General features: G+C 47.7%; 20 protein-coding genes. 15 read left to right on the forward strand and 5 right to left on the reverse strand.

The genetic code is table 11. The annotated features are described in order from the left end of the window. Positions 1-283: 283 nt before the first annotated feature. From B3Z23_RS11245 to B3Z23_RS11260, 4 genes are all read left to right on the forward strand, one after another. A complete protein-coding gene (locus tag B3Z23_RS11245; RefSeq protein ID WP_294909514.1) occupies positions 284-628 on the forward strand; it encodes a helix-turn-helix domain-containing protein in 345 nt (114 codons plus the stop codon). A 427-nt stretch (positions 629-1055) separates the two neighbouring features. After that, positions 1056-3137: a glycosyl hydrolase family 18 protein gene (locus B3Z23_RS11250; protein ID WP_294909516.1), complete on the forward strand. Its 2082-nt coding sequence runs from the start codon at positions 1056-1058 to the stop codon at positions 3135-3137. Between the two features lie 250 nt (positions 3138-3387). Further along, positions 3388-3729 carry a phage holin, lambda family gene (locus B3Z23_RS11255; protein ID WP_294909518.1) on the forward strand — a complete coding sequence of 114 codons (342 nt, stop codon included), beginning with the start codon at positions 3388-3390 and terminating at the stop codon, positions 3727-3729. Between the two features lie 48 nt (positions 3730-3777). Then, entirely contained in the window at positions 3778-4188 is a 411-nt protein-coding gene (locus B3Z23_RS11260; RefSeq protein ID WP_294909520.1) for a structural protein, read from the forward strand. Positions 4189-4667: 479 nt separating this feature from the next. On the opposite strand, the gene recG is transcribed toward B3Z23_RS11260, so the two are convergent. Genes recG through gmk form a run of 5 tightly spaced genes read right to left on the reverse strand, consistent with a single transcriptional unit; the run spans position 4668 to position 10552 of the window. After that, positions 4668-6746 (reverse strand): ATP-dependent DNA helicase RecG, encoded by a 2079-nt coding sequence (recG, locus tag B3Z23_RS11265; RefSeq protein ID WP_294909522.1) that lies wholly within the window; start codon positions 6744-6746, stop codon positions 4668-4670. Further along, the gene (gene trmH / locus B3Z23_RS11270) at positions 6743-7453 is read right to left on the reverse strand and encodes a tRNA (guanosine(18)-2'-O)-methyltransferase TrmH (RefSeq protein ID WP_294909524.1); all 711 of its coding nucleotides are present in this window, start codon (positions 7451-7453) and stop codon (positions 6743-6745) included. Before trmH ends, recG begins: the two co-directional genes overlap by 4 nt. A gap of 4 nt (positions 7454-7457) precedes the next feature. Next, positions 7458-9578, reverse strand: coding sequence for a bifunctional GTP diphosphokinase/guanosine-3',5'-bis pyrophosphate 3'-pyrophosphohydrolase (spoT, locus tag B3Z23_RS11275; protein WP_294909526.1), 2121 nt, complete (start codon positions 9576-9578; stop codon positions 7458-7460). A 20-nt stretch (positions 9579-9598) separates the two neighbouring features. After that, entirely contained in the window at positions 9599-9874 is a 276-nt protein-coding gene (gene rpoZ / locus B3Z23_RS11280) for a DNA-directed RNA polymerase subunit omega (protein WP_038016347.1), read from the reverse strand. Positions 9875-9928: 54 nt separating this feature from the next. Next, on the reverse strand, positions 9929-10552 hold the full coding sequence (gene gmk / locus B3Z23_RS11285) for a guanylate kinase (RefSeq protein WP_038016349.1): 624 nt from the start codon (positions 10550-10552) through the stop codon (positions 9929-9931). A 239-nt stretch (positions 10553-10791) separates the two neighbouring features. Here gmk and ligB point away from each other — a divergent pair, with 239 nt between their 5' ends. From ligB to B3Z23_RS11340, 11 genes are all read left to right on the forward strand, one after another. Then, positions 10792-12543 carry an NAD-dependent DNA ligase LigB gene (ligB, locus tag B3Z23_RS11290; RefSeq protein WP_294909530.1) on the forward strand — a complete coding sequence of 584 codons (1752 nt, stop codon included), beginning with the start codon at positions 10792-10794 and terminating at the stop codon, positions 12541-12543. Positions 12544-12922: 379 nt separating this feature from the next. Next, on the forward strand, positions 12923-13966 hold the full coding sequence (gene pstS / locus B3Z23_RS11295) for a phosphate ABC transporter substrate-binding protein PstS (protein ID WP_294909532.1): 1044 nt from the start codon (positions 12923-12925) through the stop codon (positions 13964-13966). Between the two features lie 75 nt (positions 13967-14041). Further along, positions 14042-15001, forward strand: a complete 960-nt coding sequence (pstC, locus tag B3Z23_RS11300; protein ID WP_294909534.1) for a phosphate ABC transporter permease PstC — start codon at positions 14042-14044, stop codon at positions 14999-15001. Next, positions 15001-15888, forward strand: a complete 888-nt coding sequence (gene pstA, locus B3Z23_RS11305; protein WP_294909536.1) for a phosphate ABC transporter permease PstA — start codon at positions 15001-15003, stop codon at positions 15886-15888. Before pstC ends, pstA begins: the two co-directional genes overlap by 1 nt. A gap of 53 nt (positions 15889-15941) precedes the next feature. Next, positions 15942-16712, forward strand: coding sequence for a phosphate ABC transporter ATP-binding protein PstB (gene pstB / locus B3Z23_RS11310; protein ID WP_038016709.1), 771 nt, complete (start codon positions 15942-15944; stop codon positions 16710-16712). Between the two features lie 78 nt (positions 16713-16790). Then, entirely contained in the window at positions 16791-17531 is a 741-nt protein-coding gene (gene phoU / locus B3Z23_RS11315) for a phosphate signaling complex protein PhoU (RefSeq protein WP_294910244.1), read from the forward strand. Between the two features lie 176 nt (positions 17532-17707). Further along, the gene (locus B3Z23_RS11320; RefSeq protein ID WP_294910245.1) at positions 17708-18898 is read left to right on the forward strand and encodes an MFS transporter; all 1191 of its coding nucleotides are present in this window, start codon (positions 17708-17710) and stop codon (positions 18896-18898) included. A 406-nt stretch (positions 18899-19304) separates the two neighbouring features. Beyond that, complete coding sequence (locus tag B3Z23_RS11325; protein ID WP_294909538.1) at positions 19305-19529, forward strand: hypothetical protein; 225 nt, start codon at positions 19305-19307, stop codon at positions 19527-19529. Between the two features lie 117 nt (positions 19530-19646). Next, on the forward strand, positions 19647-20942 hold the full coding sequence (locus B3Z23_RS11330; RefSeq protein WP_294909540.1) for an HlyD family secretion protein: 1296 nt from the start codon (positions 19647-19649) through the stop codon (positions 20940-20942). Beyond that, the gene (locus B3Z23_RS11335) at positions 20932-23031 is read left to right on the forward strand and encodes a peptidase domain-containing ABC transporter (protein WP_294909542.1); all 2100 of its coding nucleotides are present in this window, start codon (positions 20932-20934) and stop codon (positions 23029-23031) included. Before B3Z23_RS11330 ends, B3Z23_RS11335 begins: the two co-directional genes overlap by 11 nt. A 221-nt stretch (positions 23032-23252) precedes the next feature. Continuing rightward, positions 23253-23693: an NfeD family protein gene (locus B3Z23_RS11340; RefSeq protein ID WP_294909543.1), complete on the forward strand. Its 441-nt coding sequence runs from the start codon at positions 23253-23255 to the stop codon at positions 23691-23693. The last annotated feature ends 17 nt before the right edge of the window (positions 23694-23710 follow it).

A 23710-nucleotide genomic window follows, 5' to 3' on the forward strand; every position in this document is an offset into this window, starting at 1 on the left:
ATCAGGGGGAGAATCCAGGTTAATGATTACCATGGAGATAGCTCATTGATTGCTTACAATAAGGATATTAATGTTTTTTTGAAAACAATGGCAGGAGCTTATAAAGGGGGAGGCGGTAGATAATAACCCAGTGTAATTTAACAGAAATTGAACTTACATGGAAATTATATAGGATTAGAGATGAGTCAAGGTTGAGGATTTTATTTTATATATTTCTTTCACCGTAAATGTTATTGAAATACTATTGCCGCATCATGATAGTAAATTACATAAAAGGTGAGCTATGCTTATTGTGAAAAAAAACACCCTGTCATTTAACGGCGGTGATGTTGTTCTGACAAAACATGAATATCGAATGTTTGAATTCCTGCTTATCAATGTGAAAGGAGGTGATGCCGATTATAACACCATGATAAGTTATGTCTGGGGAGCAAGAAAATGTGTAGTCTCTTTAAATACTGTATCACAACTGGCTTACAGAGTCAGAGCGAAATTGAAGAGTATAGGTATACCTGTGACAATTAAGATATCTCAACACGAAGGTCCGGGCCTGATAGCTGAAAAGAGACTGGCTGTTATAAAAAAGGGAAATGGCATATTTGACTGGCGTTTTTATTTTTTAAGTTGAGCTAATGTATTCAGAAGGATGGAATTGTAAGTTGTTTTTATAAATGGGTAGATTTCTTAGGTGGAATAATATATCCATATGATGACCAGGTTAAAAAATATCATGAGTTTTCGTGAGTTTTACCATGTTGACATTTATTTTTATGTAAGGGTTTATGCTGCTTATAATAATCTGAATGTGAATTACTTTTTGTGTTCCAGGGTTCGTTGTGCTCTATAATTTGCATGTAATCAGGTTCTCCATATCGATAGAGTGATTATCATTCATTAACAAAAAGTATAATCGAATGTGAGTTTAACTTTCCCTGTGAAATCCTTAGGGTTTAGTCCTCAGCAGGATTTCAGCAGAGATGTCCTCTGAGTTCTTTGAAGATTAAATTTTCAAAATAAATCTTCTTATAATCTAATAATCTGGAGGTCAGAAAACCATGTCTAAATTAATTAAAACGGACAGCGCAACTGAAACAAGTTATAAAATGGATGGATTTATAGCAGCCACCGACACTGAAAAATTCAGTTATACATCAGCACGTGTGACTAAACCGGTTTATAACCAATATAAAGGCAAGAATAAGCCTAAGGTTATTGGATACTATACTGACTGGTCACAATATGATGCCAGGATAGACACGCCTACAGCAGAAAAATCTCAACGTGGGCGTGGTTATGACCTGACGAATATATCACCGACAGCGTATGATAAAATTATTTTGGGATTCCTGGGGATTGTCGGTAATGCTGCGGAGCAAAACGCAGAAGCAGATAATAAGCATAAAGGGCAAACCATTCAGGTCGCTGCAGGACAAGTCGGAGCGACCCTTTTTGAACCTACTTTTCTTGATACCTGGGGTGACTTTCAGTCCTACCGTAACTGTGGATTTACCGAAAGTGGCTGGAATCTGGACCCCGCAACAGTCACTCAGGAAACGACCAAAGGGATTGTCGGCGGACTACGTGATTTACAGAAAAAGGCGAAAGATCTTGGGCATAACCTGGTACTTTCCATGAGCATCGGTGGATGGACCATGAGTAATCTGTTCCATGACATGTCCCGTGATCAGTCCTCACGTGAGCGCTTTGCTTTAGGTCTGTGTAAGCTGTTCCAGCAATTCCCTATGTTCAGTGAAGTGGATATTGATTGGGAGTATCCCGCCGCTAATGGTTTTGATAACCCACAAGGCCCGGAGGACGGTAAAAACTACGCACTGCTTATTGCTGAAGTGATCAGGCAGTTGGCAAAAATTAATCGTAGCGACGTCAGGGTTTCTATCGCTTCCTCTGCAGTCATTAAAACTTTCGAAGGTTCGAATGTAAAAGAGTTATTAAAGGCGGGTCTTTATGGCATTAATGTCATGACCTACGACTTCTTCGGGGTACCCTGGGCAGAAACACTGACACATCATACTAATCTTAATGCCTTAGCACAGGGTGGTCTGGGCATTGATACCATAGTGGATTATCTGATTTCAGAAGGTTTCCCTTCTGAGCGTATTAATATTGGCTATGCGGCTTATTCACGTAATGCACCCTCAGTAAAAATTGACAGTTTCTCGCCATTAAGTGGTTCTTATCAGTGTAAGACTATTAGCGACTGGCAGGGTACGCAAGTTGTTCCGACAACGGGGACTTTCGAATCAGGCTGTACTGAGTGGTATGACCTGATTTACAACTATCTGGATTTAGAGGGCAGGAAAGGGCGTAACGGGTTCAATGTCTATACTGATATGGTCGCGAATGCTGACTATCTTTATAACCCGGATAGCAAACTATTCATGTCAATCGAAACCCCTCGTTCGGTGAGAGAGAAGGGTCGATATGCTGCTGAAAGAGAACTTGGCGGACTTTTTACCTGGACGATAGACCAGGATAACGGGGTATTAGTTAATGCCGCACGGGAAGGACTTGGATATCAAGTCGCTAATGAAATCATCGAGATGGAACCATTGTATTTCTACGGAATTAACATTGATGATAATGGTAGTGAGGATGACGAGGACAATGGAGGGGATAATGAAGGGAATGGGGACGAAAATGGGGATAGTGAAAACCATCCTCCGGTTGCTGTTATTAATATGGGAGTCATCCCGGAGAGCCGTATTCAGCTCTCTGGCTCGGATTCTACAGATGAAGAAGACCTGGTCTTAAAATTTCACTGGAATATCCCAAATGGTATTAACGTAGAGAATGAAAATGCGGAAACAATCGTCTTCAGCGCACCTGTAGTTTCTGAAATGACTAAATATCCGTTTACTCTGACTGTTGAGGATAGTCAGGGAGCACAGTCTACCTCTGATACCTTCATTCTGACAGTTTATCCGGCTCAGGATCCGATTTCGGATCCAACGATTCCGGAGTGGAATGCGAACACCATTTATGGAGCCGATCCGCAGAATTTTGAGAAAGTCAGTTGGAAAGGAGCAGTCTATCGGGCTAAGTGGTGGACAAAGGGCGATCGCCCTGACCTTAACTCCGGAATAAATGATGTGTGGAGATTATTAAAAGGGAAATAATCATTTAAAGATAGAGTGATTGTTTTTTTATATATATCAGTAAAATAGAACAGGCTGTTTTTTATAAAACAGTCCTGTTTTAAGTGCTGAACACTTATGGATTATGGTTTTTATTTATCATTACAGATATTGACAGGAAGGACTTCATGAATTCCTGCGTTTATCGTAAATGACCAGCTGTGATATCGAACTACATCCAGTGATGGTTGGGTAAATATACTGTTTTATTTCAATGGAATGGAGGCTATAAATGTACATTGAATATTTTTCTGCTTTGATAAGTTCTCTTGAGGGCTGGTGGTCATTTGATGAGGATGGTATCGCAATAATCATATCAGCGGTTATTTCAGGATTGAGAATGGCCTGTATAAACAGCAGTTGGAAGCTTCTTTTCCTTGAGTCATTACTCTGTAGTTTGTTGACTTTTACTATTCTTTCTTCATTTGAATATTTTTGCGATTTCAATAACAAATCGTTATCGATTGCTACTGGCGGTTGTGTCGGGCTTATAGGAGGATCAACTATTCGGACGATTATAATGGGTGTGATTCAGTTGAAGACTCAAATAAATGATAAGACAAAAATAGATTAATGGCCGTTGAATTTAAATTAACGTAAATATTATAGAAATACGATTATTATGAGAAAAATATCGAGAGGCATTAGAAATAACAACCCCGGAAATATACGATGGGGTGATGAATGGCTGGGGCTTGTTCAACCTTCAGAGCGAACGGATACAGAATTTTGTCAGTTTATATCTCCTCAGTATGGTATCAGGGCGATGATTGTTATTTTGAGGAACTATCAGATAAAATATGGATTGAATACTCTTTTTTCGATAATTAATCGATGGGCCCCTCCGGATGAAAATAATACCGATGATTATATTGATAACATCTCCGGCATTATAGGTGTAGACAAGTTTTATATCCTGGATCTTTCCCGGAATCAGATGGTTATTGCAATAATAAAGGCCATTATTTTTCATGAAAATGGCAGCCAGCCTTACACAAAAGATATATTCTATGAGGTGCTTGGAATGTTATAATAAAATGTTTTTTTCATAGAGGGTTAATGCTTTTTTTCATTTATTATCGCTGACATGACTGAGAAGATATTGATTTAAAAGATATAATCCGAAGCGATAAGTTATCGGTGAGGATGAAAAGTATATAGTAAATCATTGTCAACAATGTATTAAAGAATTGCCAAAGTGTGGTTATCAATGAAGATTTTGTGTATGCCTGGCTACCTGAAATAAAGGTATATTTTAGAGTTTTAATAATTTATTTCCTTAATGATGAGTATAATCAAGGCAATAAAAATATTATTTCTCTGCTTTAACGTATGGGCAGGTATATAGAGGTATGCAGGATTTTTTCAAAAATTTGACTGAACAAGCTGGCAAGGGAAAAAGCAGCGTTATGTCCGGTATAACTGCCTGTAGGTCAACAGGCTTAGAATTTAATCAGAAATCATCTGAATGGCACTGGTTATCAGCAGACACTCACTTTTGAGTGAATCCTGTCAGACATTGGTAAAGCGTTCGGTCGCCGGGAGCCAGCGGTCAATCAGCGCGGCAGCCTGCTGCGGGTATTTCTGGTGAAGATGCCGGGCAATGCGCTGTACCCCGGGGATCATTGCCTGATCACGCAATAAATCAGCAACTTTAAATTCGGCATTTCCGGTTTGCCGGGTACCAAGCAGTTCGCCCGGCCCACGAATTTCCAGGTCTTGCTGGGCGATGACAAAACCATCATTACTGTCACGCAACACCTGCAGCCGTTTTTGGGCAGTATGGCTAAGGGGGGCTTTGTATAACAATACGCAGTGGGATGCGACTGCTCCCCGGCCAACACGCCCACGCAGCTGGTGCAACTGAGCCAGCCCCAGTCGTTCAGGGTTTTCAATAATCATCAGGCTGGCATTAGGAACATCTACCCCGACTTCAATTACCGTTGTGGCGACCAGCAACTGCAGTTGATTTTCTTTAAACTGCTGCATCACGGTCTGTTTTTCTGCAGGTTTCATTCGGCCATGGACCAGGCCAATTTTCATATCAGGCAGTGCCAGTTGTAGCTCCTGACAGGTCGCTTCTGCTGCCTGGGCCTCCAGTTGATCAGACTCCTCAATCAGGGTACATACCCAGTATGCCTGACGTCCCTGCTGACAAGCCTGTTCCACACGACGAATAATCTCTTCCCGCCGGGTATCAGGAATGGCCACCGTGGTTACTGGTGTGCGCCCGGGGGGGAGTTCATCAATGGTTGAGGTATCCAGATCGGCGTAAGCTGTCATTGCCAGGGTACGTGGGATGGGCGTAGCTGTCATAATCAGCTGATGGGGATGGAACCCCTGTTGCTCGCCTTTCTCGCGTAACGCCAGACGCTGATGTACCCCGAACCGGTGTTGTTCATCGATGATCACCAATGCCAGCGAATGAAATTTCACTTGTTCCTGGAACAGAGCATGAGTTCCGACAATCATCTGCACTTCGCCGGAAGCAATCGCTTCCTGTTGTACCTGCCGTGCTTTTCCTTTTTGTTTACCTGCCAGCCAGCCAGCCTCAATTCCGAGCGGGGCCAGCCAGTGTCGGAAATTAGTGGCATGCTGCTCTGCCAGTAGTTCTGTCGGCGCCATCAGAGCAACCTGATGACCACTGGCAATCACATTCAGCGCTGTCAGCGCAGCCACCAGGGTTTTCCCTGAGCCCACATCACCCTGGACCAGCCGCAGCATCGGATAATCGTGGGATAAGTCCTGCTCAATCTCTTTGACAACACGTTGCTGGGCACCTGTTGGGCTGAAAGGCAATGAGGCAAGAAAACGTTGAGTTAGCGGGCGGTGGGGAGGGATTGACAGCGCATGGTGACGCTGAGCACCGGCACGAACTGCAAGCATACTCAAATTATGGGCTAACAGTTCTTCGGTAATCAGCCGTTGCTGAGCGGGATGTTTTCCATGCTCCAGATCGGCGAGTTCCATTTCCGGAGGTGGGCGATGAAGAATTTTTAATGCCGCAGGCAGTGGCATCATCCCGCTGTTGAGTTCCGGCGGCAACAGCTCACTCACCGGACAATTTTCCAGCAGCTCTAGTGCCTGATCGGTCAGTTTACGCAGCGTAGCCTGGCGTATCCCTTCGGTCGTCGGATAGACGGGTGTCAGGGTATCCTGCAATTCAGTGGCATTTTGCTGACCAGTGATCCGGTACTCCGGATGGATAATCTCGGCACCGCGCTGGCCGCGTTTGATTTCACCGTAAGCGACCACATGACTGCCGGTCGACAGATTATTCTTCATGCCGGCATTGAAGTTGAAAAATCGCAGGGTAACAATTCCGCTGCCATCACTGATCTGACACACCAGCATCCGCCGTCTGCCAAACGTAACCTCAGTGGACAATACTTCACCTTCGACTGTGGCATAAATACCGGGCAGCAAATCATTAATCCGATAGAGGCGGGTGCGGTCTTCATAACGCACCGGCAGATGCAGCAGCAGGTCCTGCAAAGTATGCAGGCCCAGTTTGGCGAGTTTAGCCGCCTGGCTGGCGCCGACGCCGGTCAGGGTATTCAGCGGGATGGCGTCGAGCAGGCGGCCTTTCATAGTTTCTGTTTTCGGCTACGTTCGGTGGCTTGCATAGCGGACCACCAGTCATCAGTTGCTTCAATTTCTCCGTCACGATTAATGTGAGGATAGGGCAAACGTTTTTGTTTCGCCACCCGCGCCAGCACCGGATAACCACCTTCAAACAACAGCCGTTGTTGTTCTTCTTCATCCAGCAGGCAGTGCTCTCGCTGGTACATGCCGGCATTCTGTCGCTGTCGCTGTGCTTCATACAGGATAAGTGCTGAAGCGACCGACACGTTCAGAGACTGCACCATGCCGAGCATCGGGATAATAATATCCTGATCGGCCAGCGCCAGAGCTTCGCGGGTAATTCCGGTTTTTTCCTGACCCATCAGAATGCAGGTTGGGCGGGTATAATCAATCTCACGGAAATCAATGGCTTTGTCGGACAGATGCGTGGCCAGCACCTGCATTCCCCGGGCTTTGACAGTATTTACTGCATCCCCGATGGTGCGATGAGTGATCACTTTCACCCAGCTGTTACTGCCGGCCGATGACGATACCATTGTCCGCATCCGGTCGCCGGGCCATACCGCATGAACATGATGAATGCCCACCGCATCTGCTGTGCGTATCACTGCCGAAACATTGTGAGGTTTGTGCACCTGCTCCATGCAGACTGTCAGGTCGTGCTGGCGGCGAGCCAGCATTTCCGAGATCCGTGAAAAACGTTGGTTATTCATGCCTCTAATTACGATTCCGGTGTACTTTTATAACATCCGGCATGACACGGATTTTCCGCATAATATCTGCCAGATGTATACGGTCGCGGACCGTGAGACGCATATAGGCGCTGTAGACCCGTCCGTCACGTTCCTCGGTATTCAGGCTCTGAATATTTGACTGGCTGGCATTGATTGCCGCGGTCAGATTAGCCAGGGCTCCCTGATGATTCAACATATCGACTTTAATTTCGGTCACAAAATCCTGAGTGACACCGCTGTCATCCCATTCGACCGGCATAAATTTCTCGGCCTCTTTCTGGTAGCCACGAATATTTCGGCAGGAGTCGTGATGCACTACCAGCCCTTTACCCGGACTCACGTGGGCCACAATAGGGTCACCAGGGATAGGACGACAACATTTAGCGAAGGTAATCAGGACTCCGTCAGCGCCTTTGATCGGCAATTTATGCTTTTTGGACGATGCCTGCGGCATGGCTTCCGGGGCTTCTCCCGGGAGCAGATTTTTAGCCACCACCACACTCATGGCGTTACCCAGACCAATTTCTGCCAGCAGATCGTCCAGACTGGCCAGTTTCATCCTCTCCAGTTCCTGTCGGATATTTTCCTGCGGAACTTCGGCCAGCTTTTTACTGCCCCCCAGCGCATGACTCAATAGTCGGCGGCCCAGACTGACGGACTCTTCGCGTTTCAGGTTTTTCAGTAACTGGCGAATTTTAGCGCGGGCTTTCGAACTGACGACAAAATTTAGCCATGCCGCATTCGGTCGGGCACCCGGGGCGGTGATAATTTCTACCGTCTGACCGCTGGTCAGTGATTGTGACAGCGGATAGGGTTGGCGGTCTACCCGCGCACCGACGCACGCGTGGCCGATATCGGTATGCACGGCATAGGCGAAATCGACCGGAGTGGCTCCTGCGGGCAGCTCCACGATGCGACCTTCCGGGGTAAACACATAAATTTCGTCAGGGAACAGATCTGATTTAACGCTTTCGATAAATTCAAACGAGTTTCCGGCGCTTTGCTGTAGTTCCAGCAGGCTCTGTAGCCAGCGTTGCGCGCGGACCTGAGCTGTGGTGGAGCCACTTTCGCCTTGCTGTTTATATGCCCAGTGTGCTGCCACACCCATCTCTGCCATCTGATCCATATCTTCGGTACGAATCTGTACTTCTACCGGCACACCGTGCGGGCCAATCATAGAGGTATGCAGTGATTGATAGCCGTTAGCTTTGGGAATGGCGATATAATCTTTGACGCGACCCGGACGAGGTTTATACAGACTGTGCATCTGTCCCAGTACACGGTAACAGGTGTCCACATCTTTCACTATCACGCGAAAGGCATAGATATCCATAATAGAATGAAAACGCTGCTCTTTAAGATGCATTTTCTGATAAATCGAGTAGAGATGTTTCTCGCGGCCACTGACGCGGCAGTTAATACCGGCTTCCTGTAGCCGGCCGTCAATTTCGGCCAGGATTTTCTGAATCATCTCTTTACGGTTGCCGCGTGCAGCTTTCACCACTTCTTTAATGACGCGGAAACGATTCGGATACAACGCCTCAAAACCAAGCTCTTCCAGCTCGGTTTTCAGATGATGGATCCCTAGCCTGTGGGCTAACGGGCTGTAAATCTCAAGCGTTTCTAAGGCGATGCGCCGCCGTTTGTCCGGACGCAACGAACCCAGGGTTCGCATATTATGTGTCCGGTCTGCCAGCTTGATCAAAATAACCCTGATGTCCTGCACCATGGCCATAATCATCTTGCGGAAGTTTTCTGCCTGAGCTTCTTTCTTGTCACGGAATTTCAGTTTATCCAGTTTGGATACACCTTCGACCAGCTCTGCGACACTGGTACCAAACAGCTGTTCCATATCCTGAAAGGTTGCCGGAGTATCTTCAATAACATCATGTAGTAACGCGGCCATCAGTGTTTCATGGTCGAGTTTCATTTCTGCCAGGATACAGGCAACAGCAACCGGATGCGTAATATAAGGTTCACCGCTGGAACGGGTCTGGCCCTCATGAGCATCACGAGCAACAAGGTAAGCCTGCCTGAGACGTTTTATTTGGTCTTCAGGCAGATATTTTTCAATCAGTTGATTGAGGCTTTCAAACAGATACAAGGGCGGCCTGCACAGTCAGATTAACGACGACCTTCAGCAATGGCGGTGACGGCCTGAAGTTCGGCTGCTTCCTGCTCATGCTGTTCCTGACGATCACGGACATCCAGAATCTGGCTGGTGATCAAACCTTCTTCGATTTCACGTAATGCGATAACGGTAGGTTTGTCGTTCTCTTCCGGAACCAGGGCATCTTTACCACCCACCTGCATCTGACGCGCACGACGTGCAGCGACCAGTACCAGGTCAAAACGGTTTCCAACTTTTTCTACTGCGTCCTGAACGGTTACGCGTGCCATAAGTGTGCTACTCCACAGATGAGGAAATGACTGGGCATAATACTGAAAGCTGCTTCAGTGTGCCAATAATTTGCTGATTAATGCATCATGACGGGCTTTCTGACGCCCCATTCGCAGACGTTCTGCACGAATGATGGTTTTCAGATCCGATAGCGCCAGATCAAAATCGTCATTAACAATCAGATAATCGTACTCTGCATAATGACTCATTTCATCTACCGCTTTTGCCATACGTTTTTCGATAACTTGTTCGCTGTCCTGACCACGGCCTCTCAGACGACGATCTAATTCATCTTTTGATGGCGGCAGGACAAAAATTGACCGTGCAGTGGGCATGTGTTGGCGGATTTGCTGTGCTCCTTGCCAGTCGATATCCAGAAACACATCTACCCCGGTAGATAATACCTGCTCGATTGCTTTACGGGACGTGCCGTAATAATTCCCGAACACCTCAGCATACTCCAGAAAGGCTCCGTCAGCGATCATGGCGCGAAACTCATCCTTAGAGATGAAAAAATAGTGATCACCCTGAACCTCGCCAGGACGCATATCCCTGGTGGTATGGGAAACAGAGACCTGAGTGTCATACAGGGGCTGTGTTTTTAACAGCGCCTGAATCAGGCTGGATTTACCCGCACCGCTAGGGGCGGAAACAATAAACAGTGTACCTTGGGCCATGATTATCTTGAATTGAGTAAAGAGCGGGGACAATATCCTGTCTATTATACACGCCCTGTGGCACTGGCGCAGCGTTTGCATGCAATTAGCCAGATATTTCTTTCAGCGCTGTTCGCAAATAGTCTGGTCGTTCCAGGTAATATCCCCACTATTTTCCGATGAATTCCCGATAAAACAACATCACTGATGGTACCGATGTACCAGCCATAACACGATGGGTGCCTCTCAGGAGGTGGCCGATGTGGCAGAAACTCAGTGCAGTTGTTCTAATGAGCTATCCACTGGCAGGTCTGGCTGAGTGTCCGGCATGGAGTATCGGTCAGGCCCGCCAGGAAACCCGTCAGTTGACACAACAATTACAGAGCTGGGATGACGCCTATTACCGGCAAGGAATTTCCCGGGTCAGTGATTCCGACTATGATCAGTTACGCCGGCGTTTGGCTGAGTGGCAAGGCTGTTTTTCCTTACCGGCAGTCCCGGAGCCGGAGCGCTGGAGGACTTCAGGACGCCAGCCACATCCGGTCGCCCATACCGGGGTCAGAAAAATGCCGGACCAGGCCACACTGGCAGGATGGATGTCCGGGAAAACAGATCTCTGGGTACAACCCAAAATTGACGGCGTGGCAGTGACTCTGGTGTATCGTCATGGGAAGCTGGCGGCAGTGACCAGTCGGGGCGACGGCAGGCAGGGGGAGGACTGGTTGGTGAAAGCTGCTTCAGTAACGGCCATTCCTCAGCATATCGCCACATCAGAAAGCGAAGTGGTGTTACAGGGTGAACTGTTTATGCCACGACAGCACCATATTCAAAAGGTACAGGGAGGGCGCAATGATCGTGCCAGAATCGCAGGTCTGATGCGCAGGCAGGGGCCTCTTCGGCCTGAGGAGTTTCCCGGCATTTTCATCTGGGCCTGGCCGGCAGGACCGCCTTCAATTTCCGCCAGACTGGAGCAACTGAATCGCTGGGGGTTTCCACTTACCGCCCGCTGGAGCCAGCCGGTCAACAATGTACAACAGGTCGCGGAATGGCGTGAGCGCTGGTTTAATGAAGCGCTTCCATTTGCCAGCGATGGGGTAGTGGTCCACAGTCTGCCTGCGGCACCGCAAGAGTGGTTGCCCGGTAAAAACCGTTGGTCTGTCGCCTGGAAGTATCCGCCGCCGGAAAAAAGTAGTCGGGTGACCGGGATACGTTTTGCAACAGGGCGTACCGGGAAAATAACGGTCATCATGGATGTGGAACCACTGTTGCTGGATGATAAACGGGTGGCGCATATCAGCCTCGGATCGCCTGCGCGCTGGAAGCAACTGGATATTGTTAGCGGAGATGAGGTGGAAATCCGCCTGGCAGGACAGGGCATTCCGGTCATCAGCCGGGTTATCTGGCGGGTGGCCGAACGCTTTTACCCGTCTTTTCCCGACAGCAGGAAATATGATTCACTCAGTTGTATGTTTGTATCCAGGCAGTGCCACGAGCAATTTTTAGCACGACTGGTGTGGCTCAGTCACCGTAAGGTCTTTGGATTTCGGGGAATACAACGCTCCCGCTGGCAACAGTTAATGCTTACCGGGAATTTCACGCATCTGTTTTCCTGGCTGGAGTTTACGGCTTCCGGACTGGCAGGGCAGGCCGGATTCAGTGACGAAACAGCGCAGCAAATGATTGAGCAATTCCAGAGGGCGAAACGCTTACCGGTCAGACACTGGTGGCTTAGTCTTGGGCTGCCGTTACCGGAACGTGCTGCAGAAGAGTTGTCATGGCGGCACTGGCAGGCACTTTCGTCCGCATCTCTGTCAGACTGGCTCAAAATACCTGGTATTGGCAGGGGAATGGCGCAGAAAATTGTGACTATTGGCACGGACCCACAAACGCAGGCATTAATAACTTTCCTTGCGGAGCAGGGAATACCGCCACCGTCGGTAAACAGCCGGACAGAGCCGGTACCTGAAAAGCTGTCAGAAACCCCGGTGGCGGCAGAAATTTTGCCGCACTGAAAGCAAAAAAGGCAGCCTTGCGGCTGCCCCTCCTGGCAATTCCCTTTGCAACCATTCAGTGGAGTCTTTACAAAATAGCGACTAAAATGCCTGAGAGTTCAATTCGTTATCGCTGTATTGAAGACATAGTAACAATCGTTACTATTAGTATAGTTGCAAAAAGTGCTATCGGTGTATCCTGCCTGCAAAGCTGTCGCTTAATGAAGAGAACTGTTCAGACCCTGTTAACCGGTAGTCTGATGAGAGGTTTTTGGTTGTCATAAAACTGTCATATATCGTACATATTAATGTCACCAAACTGTCCTATTTTGCCTCGTGCAGCAAGACGAACTCATTTAAAAATGGCACTGAGCCTGAGATTAACTCCCCCGGAGGGAATATGACACTGATGCGTAATACGGTAGCCCGCGTACTGGCAGCAACAATGGCTGTAGGTACTGTTTCTGCTTTTGCAGCAACAAATCTGACCGGAGCTGGCGGTACATTCCCGGCCCCGGTTTATGCCCGTTGGGCCGCGGATTACCAGAAAACCGACGGTAGCCAGGTGAACTACCAGGGTATCGGTTCTTCCGGTGGTGTGAAACAGATCATTGCTAAAACCGTTGATTTTGGTGCTTCTGATGCACCTCTGAGCGATGCAGACCTGGAAAAAAATGGTCTGTTCCAGTTCCCAACCGTGATTGGTGGTGTGGTTCTGGCGATTAACCTGCCAGGGGTGAAATCCGGTGAACTAACCCTGGACGGAAAGACTGTCGGTGATATCTATCTGGGTAATATCAAAAAATGGAATGACCCGGCTATCGAGAAACTGAACCCAGGTATCAAACTACCTTCCACTAACATTAATGTGGTGCGTCGTGCGGATGGTTCAGGAACATCTTTTGTGTTTACCAGCTACCTGTCAAAAGTGAATGACGAGTGGAAAAGCAAAATTGGTAAAGGCAACACGGTTAACTGGCCTACCGGTCTGGGCGGTAAAGGAAATGACGGCGTTGCAGCATTCGTACAACGTCTGCCTGGTTCCATCGGTTATGTTGAATATGCCTATGCTAAGCAGAACAACCTGACTTACACCAAACTGGTGGATGCAGATGGTAAATCGATTCTGCCTTCAGAGAAGAGCTTCAGTAACTCAGCCAAAGGTGCCGACTGGCAGCAGAGCTTTGCTCAGGACCTGACTTATCAGAAAGGTGATGATGCCTGGCCAATTTCTTCAACCACCTTTATCCTGGTCTACAAAAAACAGGCTGATGCCGCCAAAGGTGCTGCAGTGCTGAAATTCTTTGACTGGGCCTATAAAAATGGTGGCAAAACAGCCGAAAGCCTGGATTACGCTGCGCTGCCAGAGTCTGTCGTAACTCAGATTCGTTCAGCATGGAAAGCGAATATCACAGACAGTAACGGCAAAGCCCTGTATCAGTAAGCATATACTCCGTAAAATCTGCGTATCCCCCGGGCGGCTGATGCCGCCCTGTTAATCGTGAAGACAGAGACTCTTATGGCGGAAATAAAGCCGACATTCAAAGCCCCGGGAAAACAGGGCGATATCATTTTCAGCGCATTGGTGAAAATCTCTGCGCTGGTAGTGTTGTTGCTGCTGGGCGGAATTATTGTTTCCCTGATTATTTCTTCCTGGCCAAGTATTCAAAAATTCGGTTTCTCGTTCCTGTGGAATAAAACCTGGGATGCGCCAAATGAGCAGTTCGGGGCTTTGGTGCCGATTTACGGAACTGTGGTGACGTCGATCATCGCTTTACTTATTGCGGTGCCTGTCAGCTTCGGTATCGCGTTATTTCTGACTGAACTTTCTCCCGGCTGGCTGCGGCGCCCGTTAGGTACAGCCATTGAGCTGCTGGCGGCTATCCCCAGTATTGTTTACGGTATGTGGGGATTATTTGTTTTCGCTCCATTATTTGCCGAATATTTCCAGACCCCGGTAGGCGATCTGCTTTCTAATGTACCGATTATTGGCCAGCTGTTTTCCGGCCCGGCGTTTGGTATCGGGATTCTGGCGGCCGGACTTATTCTGGCCATCATGATCATTCCCTATATTGCTTCGGTAATGCGTGATGTTTTCGAACAAACCCCGGTGATGATGAAAGAATCAGCCTATGGTTTGGGATGCACCACCTGGGAGGTGATCTGGAATGTCGTACTGCCATTTACCCGTAATGGCGTGATAGGTGGTGTCATGTTAGGGCTGGGTCGTGCCCTGGGTGAAACCATGGCCGTGACCTTTATCATCGGGAATACCTACCAGCTCGACAGCCCGTCGTTGTATATGCCGGGAAACAGTATTACGTCAGCACTGGCTAACGAATTTGCTGAAGCGGAATCCGGATTACATATTGCAGCGTTGATGGAACTTGGCCTGATCCTGTTCTTTATTACTTTTGTGGTATTGGCCATTTCCAAGCTGATGATTTTGCGTTTAGCCAAAAATGAGGGAGCCCGCTAATGACTCAGATGGATCTCAAAAGCAGTGCTGATCTGCAGGCTTCACGGCGAAAAATGCAGGCCAGACGTGGCATTAAAAATAAGATAGCCATCTTTTTATCACTGCTGACGATGGCCTTTGGCCTGTTCTGGCTGGTGTGGATCCTTTGGACTACCATCTCACGGGGGATCGGTGGTTTAAACATAGACCTGTTTACTCAGATGACTCCACCGCCGAATATGGACGGTGGCGGACTGGCAAATGCCCTGGCGGGAAGCGGCTTACTGATTATCTGGTCAACACTGGTGGGAACTCCGCTGGGAATTATGGCGGGTATTTACCTGGCGGAATATGGCCGCAAGTCTCTGCTGGCGGAAGTGATTCGTTTCATTAACGACATTCTGCTATCAGCGCCATCGATTGTCATAGGCTTGTTTGTCTACACCCTGGTGGTCGCTTTTATGCATCACTTCTCCGGGTGGGCAGGTGCACTGGCACTGGCACTGCTGCAAATTCCAATTGTTATCCGTACTACCGAAAACATGCTGAAACTGGTACCGGATACGATGCGCGAAGCGGCCTATGCATTAGGTACCCCCAAGTGGAAGATGATTCTGGTGATTACGCTGAAGGCTTCAGTGTCCGGCATCATTACCGGGGTTCTTCTGGCGATTGCCCGTATTGCCGGTGAAACGGCACCCTTACTGTTTACGGCGTTATCGAATCAGTTCTGGAGCACCGACATGATGCAGCCGCTGGCTAACCTGCCGGTGACCATTTATAAGTTTGCCATGAGTCCGTTTTCTCAATGGCAGAGCCTGGCCTGGGCAGGGGTGCTGATTATTACCCTCTGCGTATTGCTGCTGAATATCCTGGCGCGGGTCATTTTTACTAAGCGTAAAAACTAATTTTTGCGGCGTGGCTACTGGCGACGCCGGAATAAGAGAGACGAACAATGAGTATGGCAAACCTTAATGCAGCACCGGCTAAAATCCAGGTCCGTGATCTGAATTTTTACTACAATAAATTCCACGCGCTTAAAAACATTAATCTCGATATTGCCCGTAATCAGGTGACAGCCTTTATCGGTCCCTCAGGCTGCGGTAAATCGACTCTGCTGCGTACGTTTAACAAGATGTTCCAGCTCTATCCTGAACAGCGTGCAGAAGGTCAAATCCTGCTGGATGGCGATAATATTCTCGATATCCAGGATATCGCATTGCTGCGTGCCAGGGTTGGCATGGTGTTTCAAAAGCCAACACCGTTCCCGATGTCGATTTACGACAATATTGCCTTCGGTGTTCGCTTATTTGAAAAACTTTCGCGGGCTGAAATGGATGAGCGTGTTCAGTGGGCACTGACCAAAGCTGCTCTGTGGACCGAGACCAAAGATAAACTCAATCAGAGTGGGTACAGCTTATCGGGTGGCCAACAGCAGCGATTGTGTATTGCCCGTGGTATTGCTATCCGTCCGGAAGTGCTGCTGCTGGACGAACCTTGTTCCGCACTGGATCCCATTTCTACCGGACGGATTGAAGAACTGATCAGCGAGCTGAAACAGGATTACACCGTGGTGATTGTGACTCATAACATGCAACAGGCGGCACGTTGTTCTGATCACACCGCGTTTATGTATCTGGGCGAACTGATTGAGTTCAGTGACACCGACACCTTGTTTACTAAACCTGCACGCAAACAAACCGAAGATTATATTACCGGCCGCTATGGCTGATGTTTAGCCTGCATCCTGCGGCGCTAAATTTTGCCACCCCTTTTCGCTGCCAGTGCGGTCGCGATACTGGAGAACATGATGGACAGTCTTAATTTAAATAAACATATCTCCGGTCAGTTTAATGCTGAGCTGGAGCATATCCGTACTCAGGTCATGATTATGGGTGGTCTGGTGGAACAACAGCTCACCGATGCCATCAATGCTATGCAGAATATGGACTCAGACCTGGCTCAACGGGTTATAGACGATGATCATAAAGTCAATATGATGGAAGTGGATATTGATGAAGATTGCGTCCGTATTATTGCAAAACGCCAGCCGACGGCCAGTGATCTCCGGATGGTGATGGCCATTATCAAAACCATTTCTGAGCTTGAGCGTATCGGGGATGTGGCAGAAAAAATCAGCCGTACAGCCCTGGAAAAGTTTGGTCAGAAACATCAGCCATTATTGGTAAGCCTTGAGTCTCTGGGGCGTCATGCGGTGCAGATGCTACATGATGTGCTTGACGCTTTTACCCGAATGGATCTGGAGGCGGCAGTACAGATCTATCGTGAAGATAAGAAAGTGGATAAAGAGTATGAAGGGATTGTCCGTCAGTTGATGACTTATATGATGGAAGATCCACGTACTATCCCGAGTGTGCTGACAGCGTTGTTCTGTGCCCGCGCGATCGAAAGGATCGGTGATCGTTGCCAGAACATTTGTGAGATCATTTTTTACTTTGTCAAAGGTCAGGACTTCCGTCACCTGGGCGGAGATCAGCTGGATAAGCTGCTGGCCGGTGACGAACCTGCCGAAGACGCAACCCCGGAATAACCTCCCACTCTCAGTCTGCCGTTGCTTCGGGTGGCAGACTGAAAGTTCCTCCTGCCTGCCCGGATAACCGTGGATTGTTAGCGCCGCTCTTTTTATACTTTGTCAGAGGGTAGTCTTCCGACAAATCAAGGAGCAGGCACGTGCAAAACAAAAAAACAGTCACCCCGGCAAAAGCGATGCTGGCGGCGGTGAGTGGCTATGCTATGGATGGTTTCGATTTACTCATACTCGGCTTTATGCTGCCGGCCATTAGTATTTCATTATCACTCGATCACTCGCAGGCAGGCTCACTGGTAACCTGGACACTGATTGGTGCAGTGATCGGCGGTATTATTTTTGGGCATCTGAGTGACCGGTATGGCCGGGTCAGGGTGCTGACACTGACCATTTTAATGTTTTCACTGTTTACCGGATTGTGTGCCGTTGCACAGGGATATACAGACCTGCTGGTTTACCGGACTCTGGCCGGTGTCGGGCTGGGTGGTGAATTTGGCATCGGCATGGCGTTAATTGCTGAGGTCTGGCCAGCCAGTAAGCGTAATCGTGCTTCTGCCTGGGTCGGTATTGGCTGGCAGGCCGGTGTACTGCTGGCCGCATTTATTACCCCGTTATTACTCAATATTATCGGCTGGCGAGGTATGTTCCTGGTGGGTCTGATACCTGCATTAATTTCCTTTGCTATCCGGCATGGTCTCAGTGAACCAGAGTCTTTTATCCGCCAGCCGGAAACTGAACAGCAGCTTTCTTTTGCCTCACGCCTGAAACTGTTATGTAAAGACAGTACGACGACTAAAGCCAGTTTAGGGATCTTTATTTTATGTTCGGTGCAAAATTTTGGTTACTACGGCCTGATGATCTGGATGCCCAGCTATCTTGCTTCATCCTTCGGTTTTAGTCTGACTAAATCCGGAATATGGACCGCAGTGACGGTGATTGGAATGACTGTGGGTATTGGGTTGTTTGGTGTGCTCGCTGACCGTTTTGCTCGTTGGAAAATTTTTATTATTTATCAGCTGGGGGCGGTTGTGATGGTGATTGTCTACGCGCAGTTAACTGACCCCGTAATGATGTTATTAGCCGGAGCGGTAATGGGGCTGTTTGTGAATGGGATGATTGGAGGTTATGGTGCACTGATTTCCGATACCTTCCCGGTGGCTTCCCGGGCTACGGCACAAAATGTGTTATTTAACCTCGGTCGGGGAGTGGGAGGATTTGGTCCGTTAGTGATCGGTATGCTGGCGACTGAATGGTCGTTTACCGCGGCAATCACGCTACTCGCCTCTATCTATTTACTGGATATAATTGCCACCCTGTTTTTACTTCCACGCCATCAGGGTGAAGATGATGCTCTGGGTGCAATAGGATAATTAAGTGAGCAGGCAGAGCAGGAACTGTTCTGTCTGCTTAATCACAAACTATCCTCGTACTTACAGACTTAAACCATTTTACTGTAAACACCCTTCATTGAATTATTCTGATAATTTCAGAAGAATTTGTATTTAACAGGAAAGTACTTAGCTGATAATTATTTTTGAGTATACTCCTTATCTGTTGATTACACTGTTTTTTTACGTTTTGTCAGGTTTTATTTTGGATTTTTTGGAATATTTAATGCGCTATTTTTATTTATTTTGTCGGGGGTAGCGTGTATCAGAGTATTGAAAATAGAAAGTTGCAATGTATATTTGTACCTGACTGCTCTTGTGGGTAAATAATATACCATGATGGGCATTCTTTGTTTTACCCAGGGATTTTTCATAAAAGGAACTATTGATGAAAGTATTAACACAAACTGAAGTGCAAACCGTATCTGGTGCTGGCAAAATTGCAGATTCACTGGGGACTGTTGGAGGAACGTTGGGAACAGCGTTGAATTTCTTTGGAATGAAAAATGCCGTAGCAAATGCTACTGCGCTGGGTAACAGTATCGGACTGGTGGTTGAATCTGTTTATGGGGCTATCACCGCTTCATACAAATTCTTCTTCGATAAAGCATAATTAGCCTTAATCACAAGGGTGCTGTCTTTCTCAGCACCCTTTTTTATATTTGGTTTGTTTTAATAACGATATTTATCATTGCAACCTGTTAATATTTAAATGTGATGGCTGAAAAACATGGAAGGACGTTCAATTTTCAGAAAGGAAGTATTAGAAAATCAAAAAATAAAGTGGCTGGGTAAGGCATTACTGGTTTCAGGGTATCCTTCATGGCTGGTAGGTGTGTTATCTGCACTGTTTTTTTTTCTTATCCTCACCGGTATCATTTTTGGACAATATACCCGCAGAATTGAAGTTGATGGTGAAATTATCTCACGCCAGCAAGCGATTACTCTGTTTTCACCACAACAAGGATTGATTACCCGGGCTTTTTTACAGGCTGGTCAACGGGTAAAAAAAGATGATCCTATTTATGAAATTGATGTCGGCCGGACCACCAGTAACGGTAAAGTGAGTCAGCGTGGGGCGGAAGCAATTAATCAGCAGCTTTTCCTGACCAGCCAGATTATGGAAAAAATCGCGCAAAATAAGCAAGCCTCGCTCAACAGCCTTCGTCAACAATTAACCCGGTACCGTGAAGCCTATGCTCAATCACAGAAATTAGTCAGCAGTGCCAGTCGTGGACTGAAGGATATGCAAAATAGTATGGGGAATTACGATGATTACCTGCGGCGAGGGCTTATCAATAAAGAGCAGTTTAACAATCAGCGCTATTTGTTCTATCAACAGCAGTCGTCATGGCAGAGTCTGAACACTCAGCTGATTCAGGAAAGTCTGCAACTCATTAATATCGAAACCGAAATTGCGACTAAATCGGCAGATTTCGATAATCAGTATGCGGAATATGCGGTTAAACGTAGCGAACTACAACGCCAACTGGCTGAAGTTAACGCCAGCGGAACATTGATTATTACCGCGCCTGAAGACGGAAATGTTGAAAATATGGTGTATACCGAGGGACAAATGGTCAGCCCGGGAGACAGCCTGGCTCAGCTTATGCCAGGAGGAAAACCCGATTTTCAGTTGGTGCTATGGTTGCCTGGCAGTAGTGTTCCTTACGTTTCCTCAGGGGATAAGGTTAACCTGCGCTATGAGGCTTATCCGTATGAGAAATTTGGGCAGTTCCCCGGACATATTCAGTCGGTATCGCAAATCCCAGCCAGCATAAAAGAGTTATCGATGTACAGCAGTATTGCCCCGGCAAACCCCGCAGCGCCCGGTCAGGCATATTATAAGACGCTGGTGGCATTGGACCGCGATAGCTTAACTCACCCTGATAAGACGCTCAGCTGGTCTAATGGAATGAAGGCTAAAACCACGTTGTTTCTCGAAAAACGACCGTTGTATCAATGGATACTATCTCCTTACTACGATATCCGCCGCAGCCTGAAAGGACCTGTCGATGACCAATGAATTTTTGCAAAATATCAACCGGCGGATAAGTTTCAGCCTGTGGCGCAAAGTTCCTGCCATATTACAGACCGAGGCCGCAGAATGCGGACTGGCCTGCCTGGTCATGGTCTGCCGGTATTTTGGAATGGATATTGATCTCCTGAATTTGCGACGTCGCTTTGGCATATCCTCTCACGGAGCCACACTCAATACACTCATCCATATTGCCGGGCAACTGGCGATGAATACGCGTCCATTGTCGCTGGATCTGGATGAATTATGTCAACTGAAAAGACCAGCCCTTCTGCACTGGGATATGAATCATTTTGTGGTATTGGTGGCGGTCCGGCGATCGCGTTTTATTATTCATGACCCTGCTCTAGGCCGCAGAGTCGTGGGAATGCGGGAGATGTCAGAACATTTTACCGGAGTCGCGCTGGAAATCTGGCCGGGGAATGAGTTTACTCCCATGAAAGCCAGGTCCGGGGTGAGCCTATGGTCGATGATGAAAAATATTTCCGGACTCACCGGATTTCTGGCGAAAATCTTTTGCCTTTCGCTGGTGATTGAAGCCGTTAACATACTGATCCCCATTGGGACACAACTAGTGATGGACCATGTGCTGATTGCGCGGGACCATGATTTGCTTAGCCTGATATGCCTCGGGTTATTGACTTTCATCCTGTTCCGCACCTTTATCAGCATGCTGCGTGCCTGGAGTTCTCTGGTCATGCAGTCACTGATTGATATCCAATGGAAAACCGGACTGATGGATCACTTGCTACGCCTTCCTCTGATTTATTTTGAAAAACGGAAAGCTGGTGATATACAGTCACGCTTCGCATCGCTCGATACTATCCGCAATACCCTGACCAGTAGTCTGGTGAATGGCATCATTGATGTGATCGTTTCTCTCAGTGTAATGATTATGATGTTCCTGTACGGGGGCTGGCTGACATTTGTTGTTCTGGGGTTCACATTGTTGTATATGGTTCTGCGGCTCGCGACCTATCAGCGTTATCGCCAGGCGCAGGAAGAACATATAGTCAAAGGTGCACGATCCAGCTCTCATTTCATGGAGACGCTGTACGGAATTAGCACCCTCAAAGTGTTAGGTCTGTCAGGTACCCGGTCCCAATACTGGCTGAATCTGAATATTGATACGACGAATGCCGGTATCAGGATGAATCGTCTGGATATGTTATTTGGCGGGGTGAGTTCGCTGATTGCCACGCTGGACCAGGTGGCTATTTTGTGGCTTGGCGCTTCGATGGTCATTGATGGTCAGATGACTGTTGGTATGTTTGTCGCTTTTAATGCCTACCGCGGCCAGTTCTCTGAACGGGCATCTTCGCTGATCGATATGTTATTGCAGCTACGGATGCTGGCACTGCACAATGACAGGATCGCCGATATTGTACTGCATGAGGCTGAAGATTTTCACCCGGCCAGGCGCCTTTGTCAGCCTGATGAAGCAGCAGACCTGGATGTGCAGGGTCTGAGTTATCAGTACGACAAACTTAGCCGCCCGGTACTGACCGATGTCAGTTTCTCAGTTGCGGCGGGAGAAAGTGTGGCCATTACGGGGCCATCCGGAGCCGGAAAAACCACACTGATGAAGGTGATGAGTGGGCTGTTGTCAGCGGAACATGGGATAATCCGGTGTAATGGCATTGATATCAATGGGGTGGGAATTAATAACTACCGGGATGTGATTGCCTGTGTTCTGCAGGAGGATAAATTGTTCGCTGGTTCAATTGCAGAAAATATTGCCAGTTTCAGTGCAGACAAAGATATCCAATGGGTGATTGCCTGTGCTAAAAACAGCCACATTCATGAGGAAATCATGCAGATGCCAATGGGGTATGAAACTCTGGTATCTGAACTGGGTGGGAGTCTGTCCGGTGGACAAAAACAGCGTTTACTGATCGCCAGGGCATTATATCGTCGGCCTTCGCTGTTATTTCTTGATGAGGCGACCAGCCATCTGGACCTGGATAACGAAGCCCGTGTCAACGCTTCTATCCGGCAACTGAAAATCACCCGTATTTTTATCGCCCATCGCCCCTCAACTATCGCCTCCGCCGATCGGGTCATTGAATTAACCTGAATCTCTCAGACTACGCAGACTGCGGTGCTCCGCCAAAGTCTGCAGAATTTTCCCTTGCTGATTGCTAATTTCCGTATGGATTGCTGGTGTTTTATTCTGCCGGAATATGTTATTGATTCTGTATGATGTGTGATTTTTGTACCCGCAGGATCTTCTGTGGATCAATACCGGAAAACAACAGGAAAGTTAACTGGCCTGAGTGGCCGGACAAAGGAGCCCCGATGGAAATAACCGGAGTATTTTGGTTCTGGATTGCGATTGCCGCAATTTTTGCATTGATTGAGATTTTCACCGTGACTTTTTTTGGGCTATGGATGGCGATAGCTGCTCTGGTCCCGGCAATGCTGGTCTTTATTCTGCCGTCATTCCCGATAGCGGGCCAACTACTGATATGGGTTGTGGCATCACTGATCTGTGCCTGGATTTGGGTTCGCTGGATACGCAGTAAACCTGAACCCTGGATAGTGGAGCCTCTAATTGGCCAGCAGGGAGTACTGGCGTCAGCCCTGACACCTCCCCAAACCAGTGTCCTGTTACTGAGTAAACCGGTGCAGGGGCGTCAGGAGTGGCCTTGTCTCAGTGATCAGCCGTTAGCCAGACAGGCGCGGGTTAAGGTTGTGGCGGTGATTAGCGATGATATCGTGAAAGTCGAAGCCGTTTAATTATTCAGATTTTTTTA

This window comes from Tatumella sp. UBA2305, assembly GCF_002345795.1.
Lineage (GTDB): Bacteria > Pseudomonadota > Gammaproteobacteria > Enterobacterales > Enterobacteriaceae > Tatumella > Tatumella morbirosei.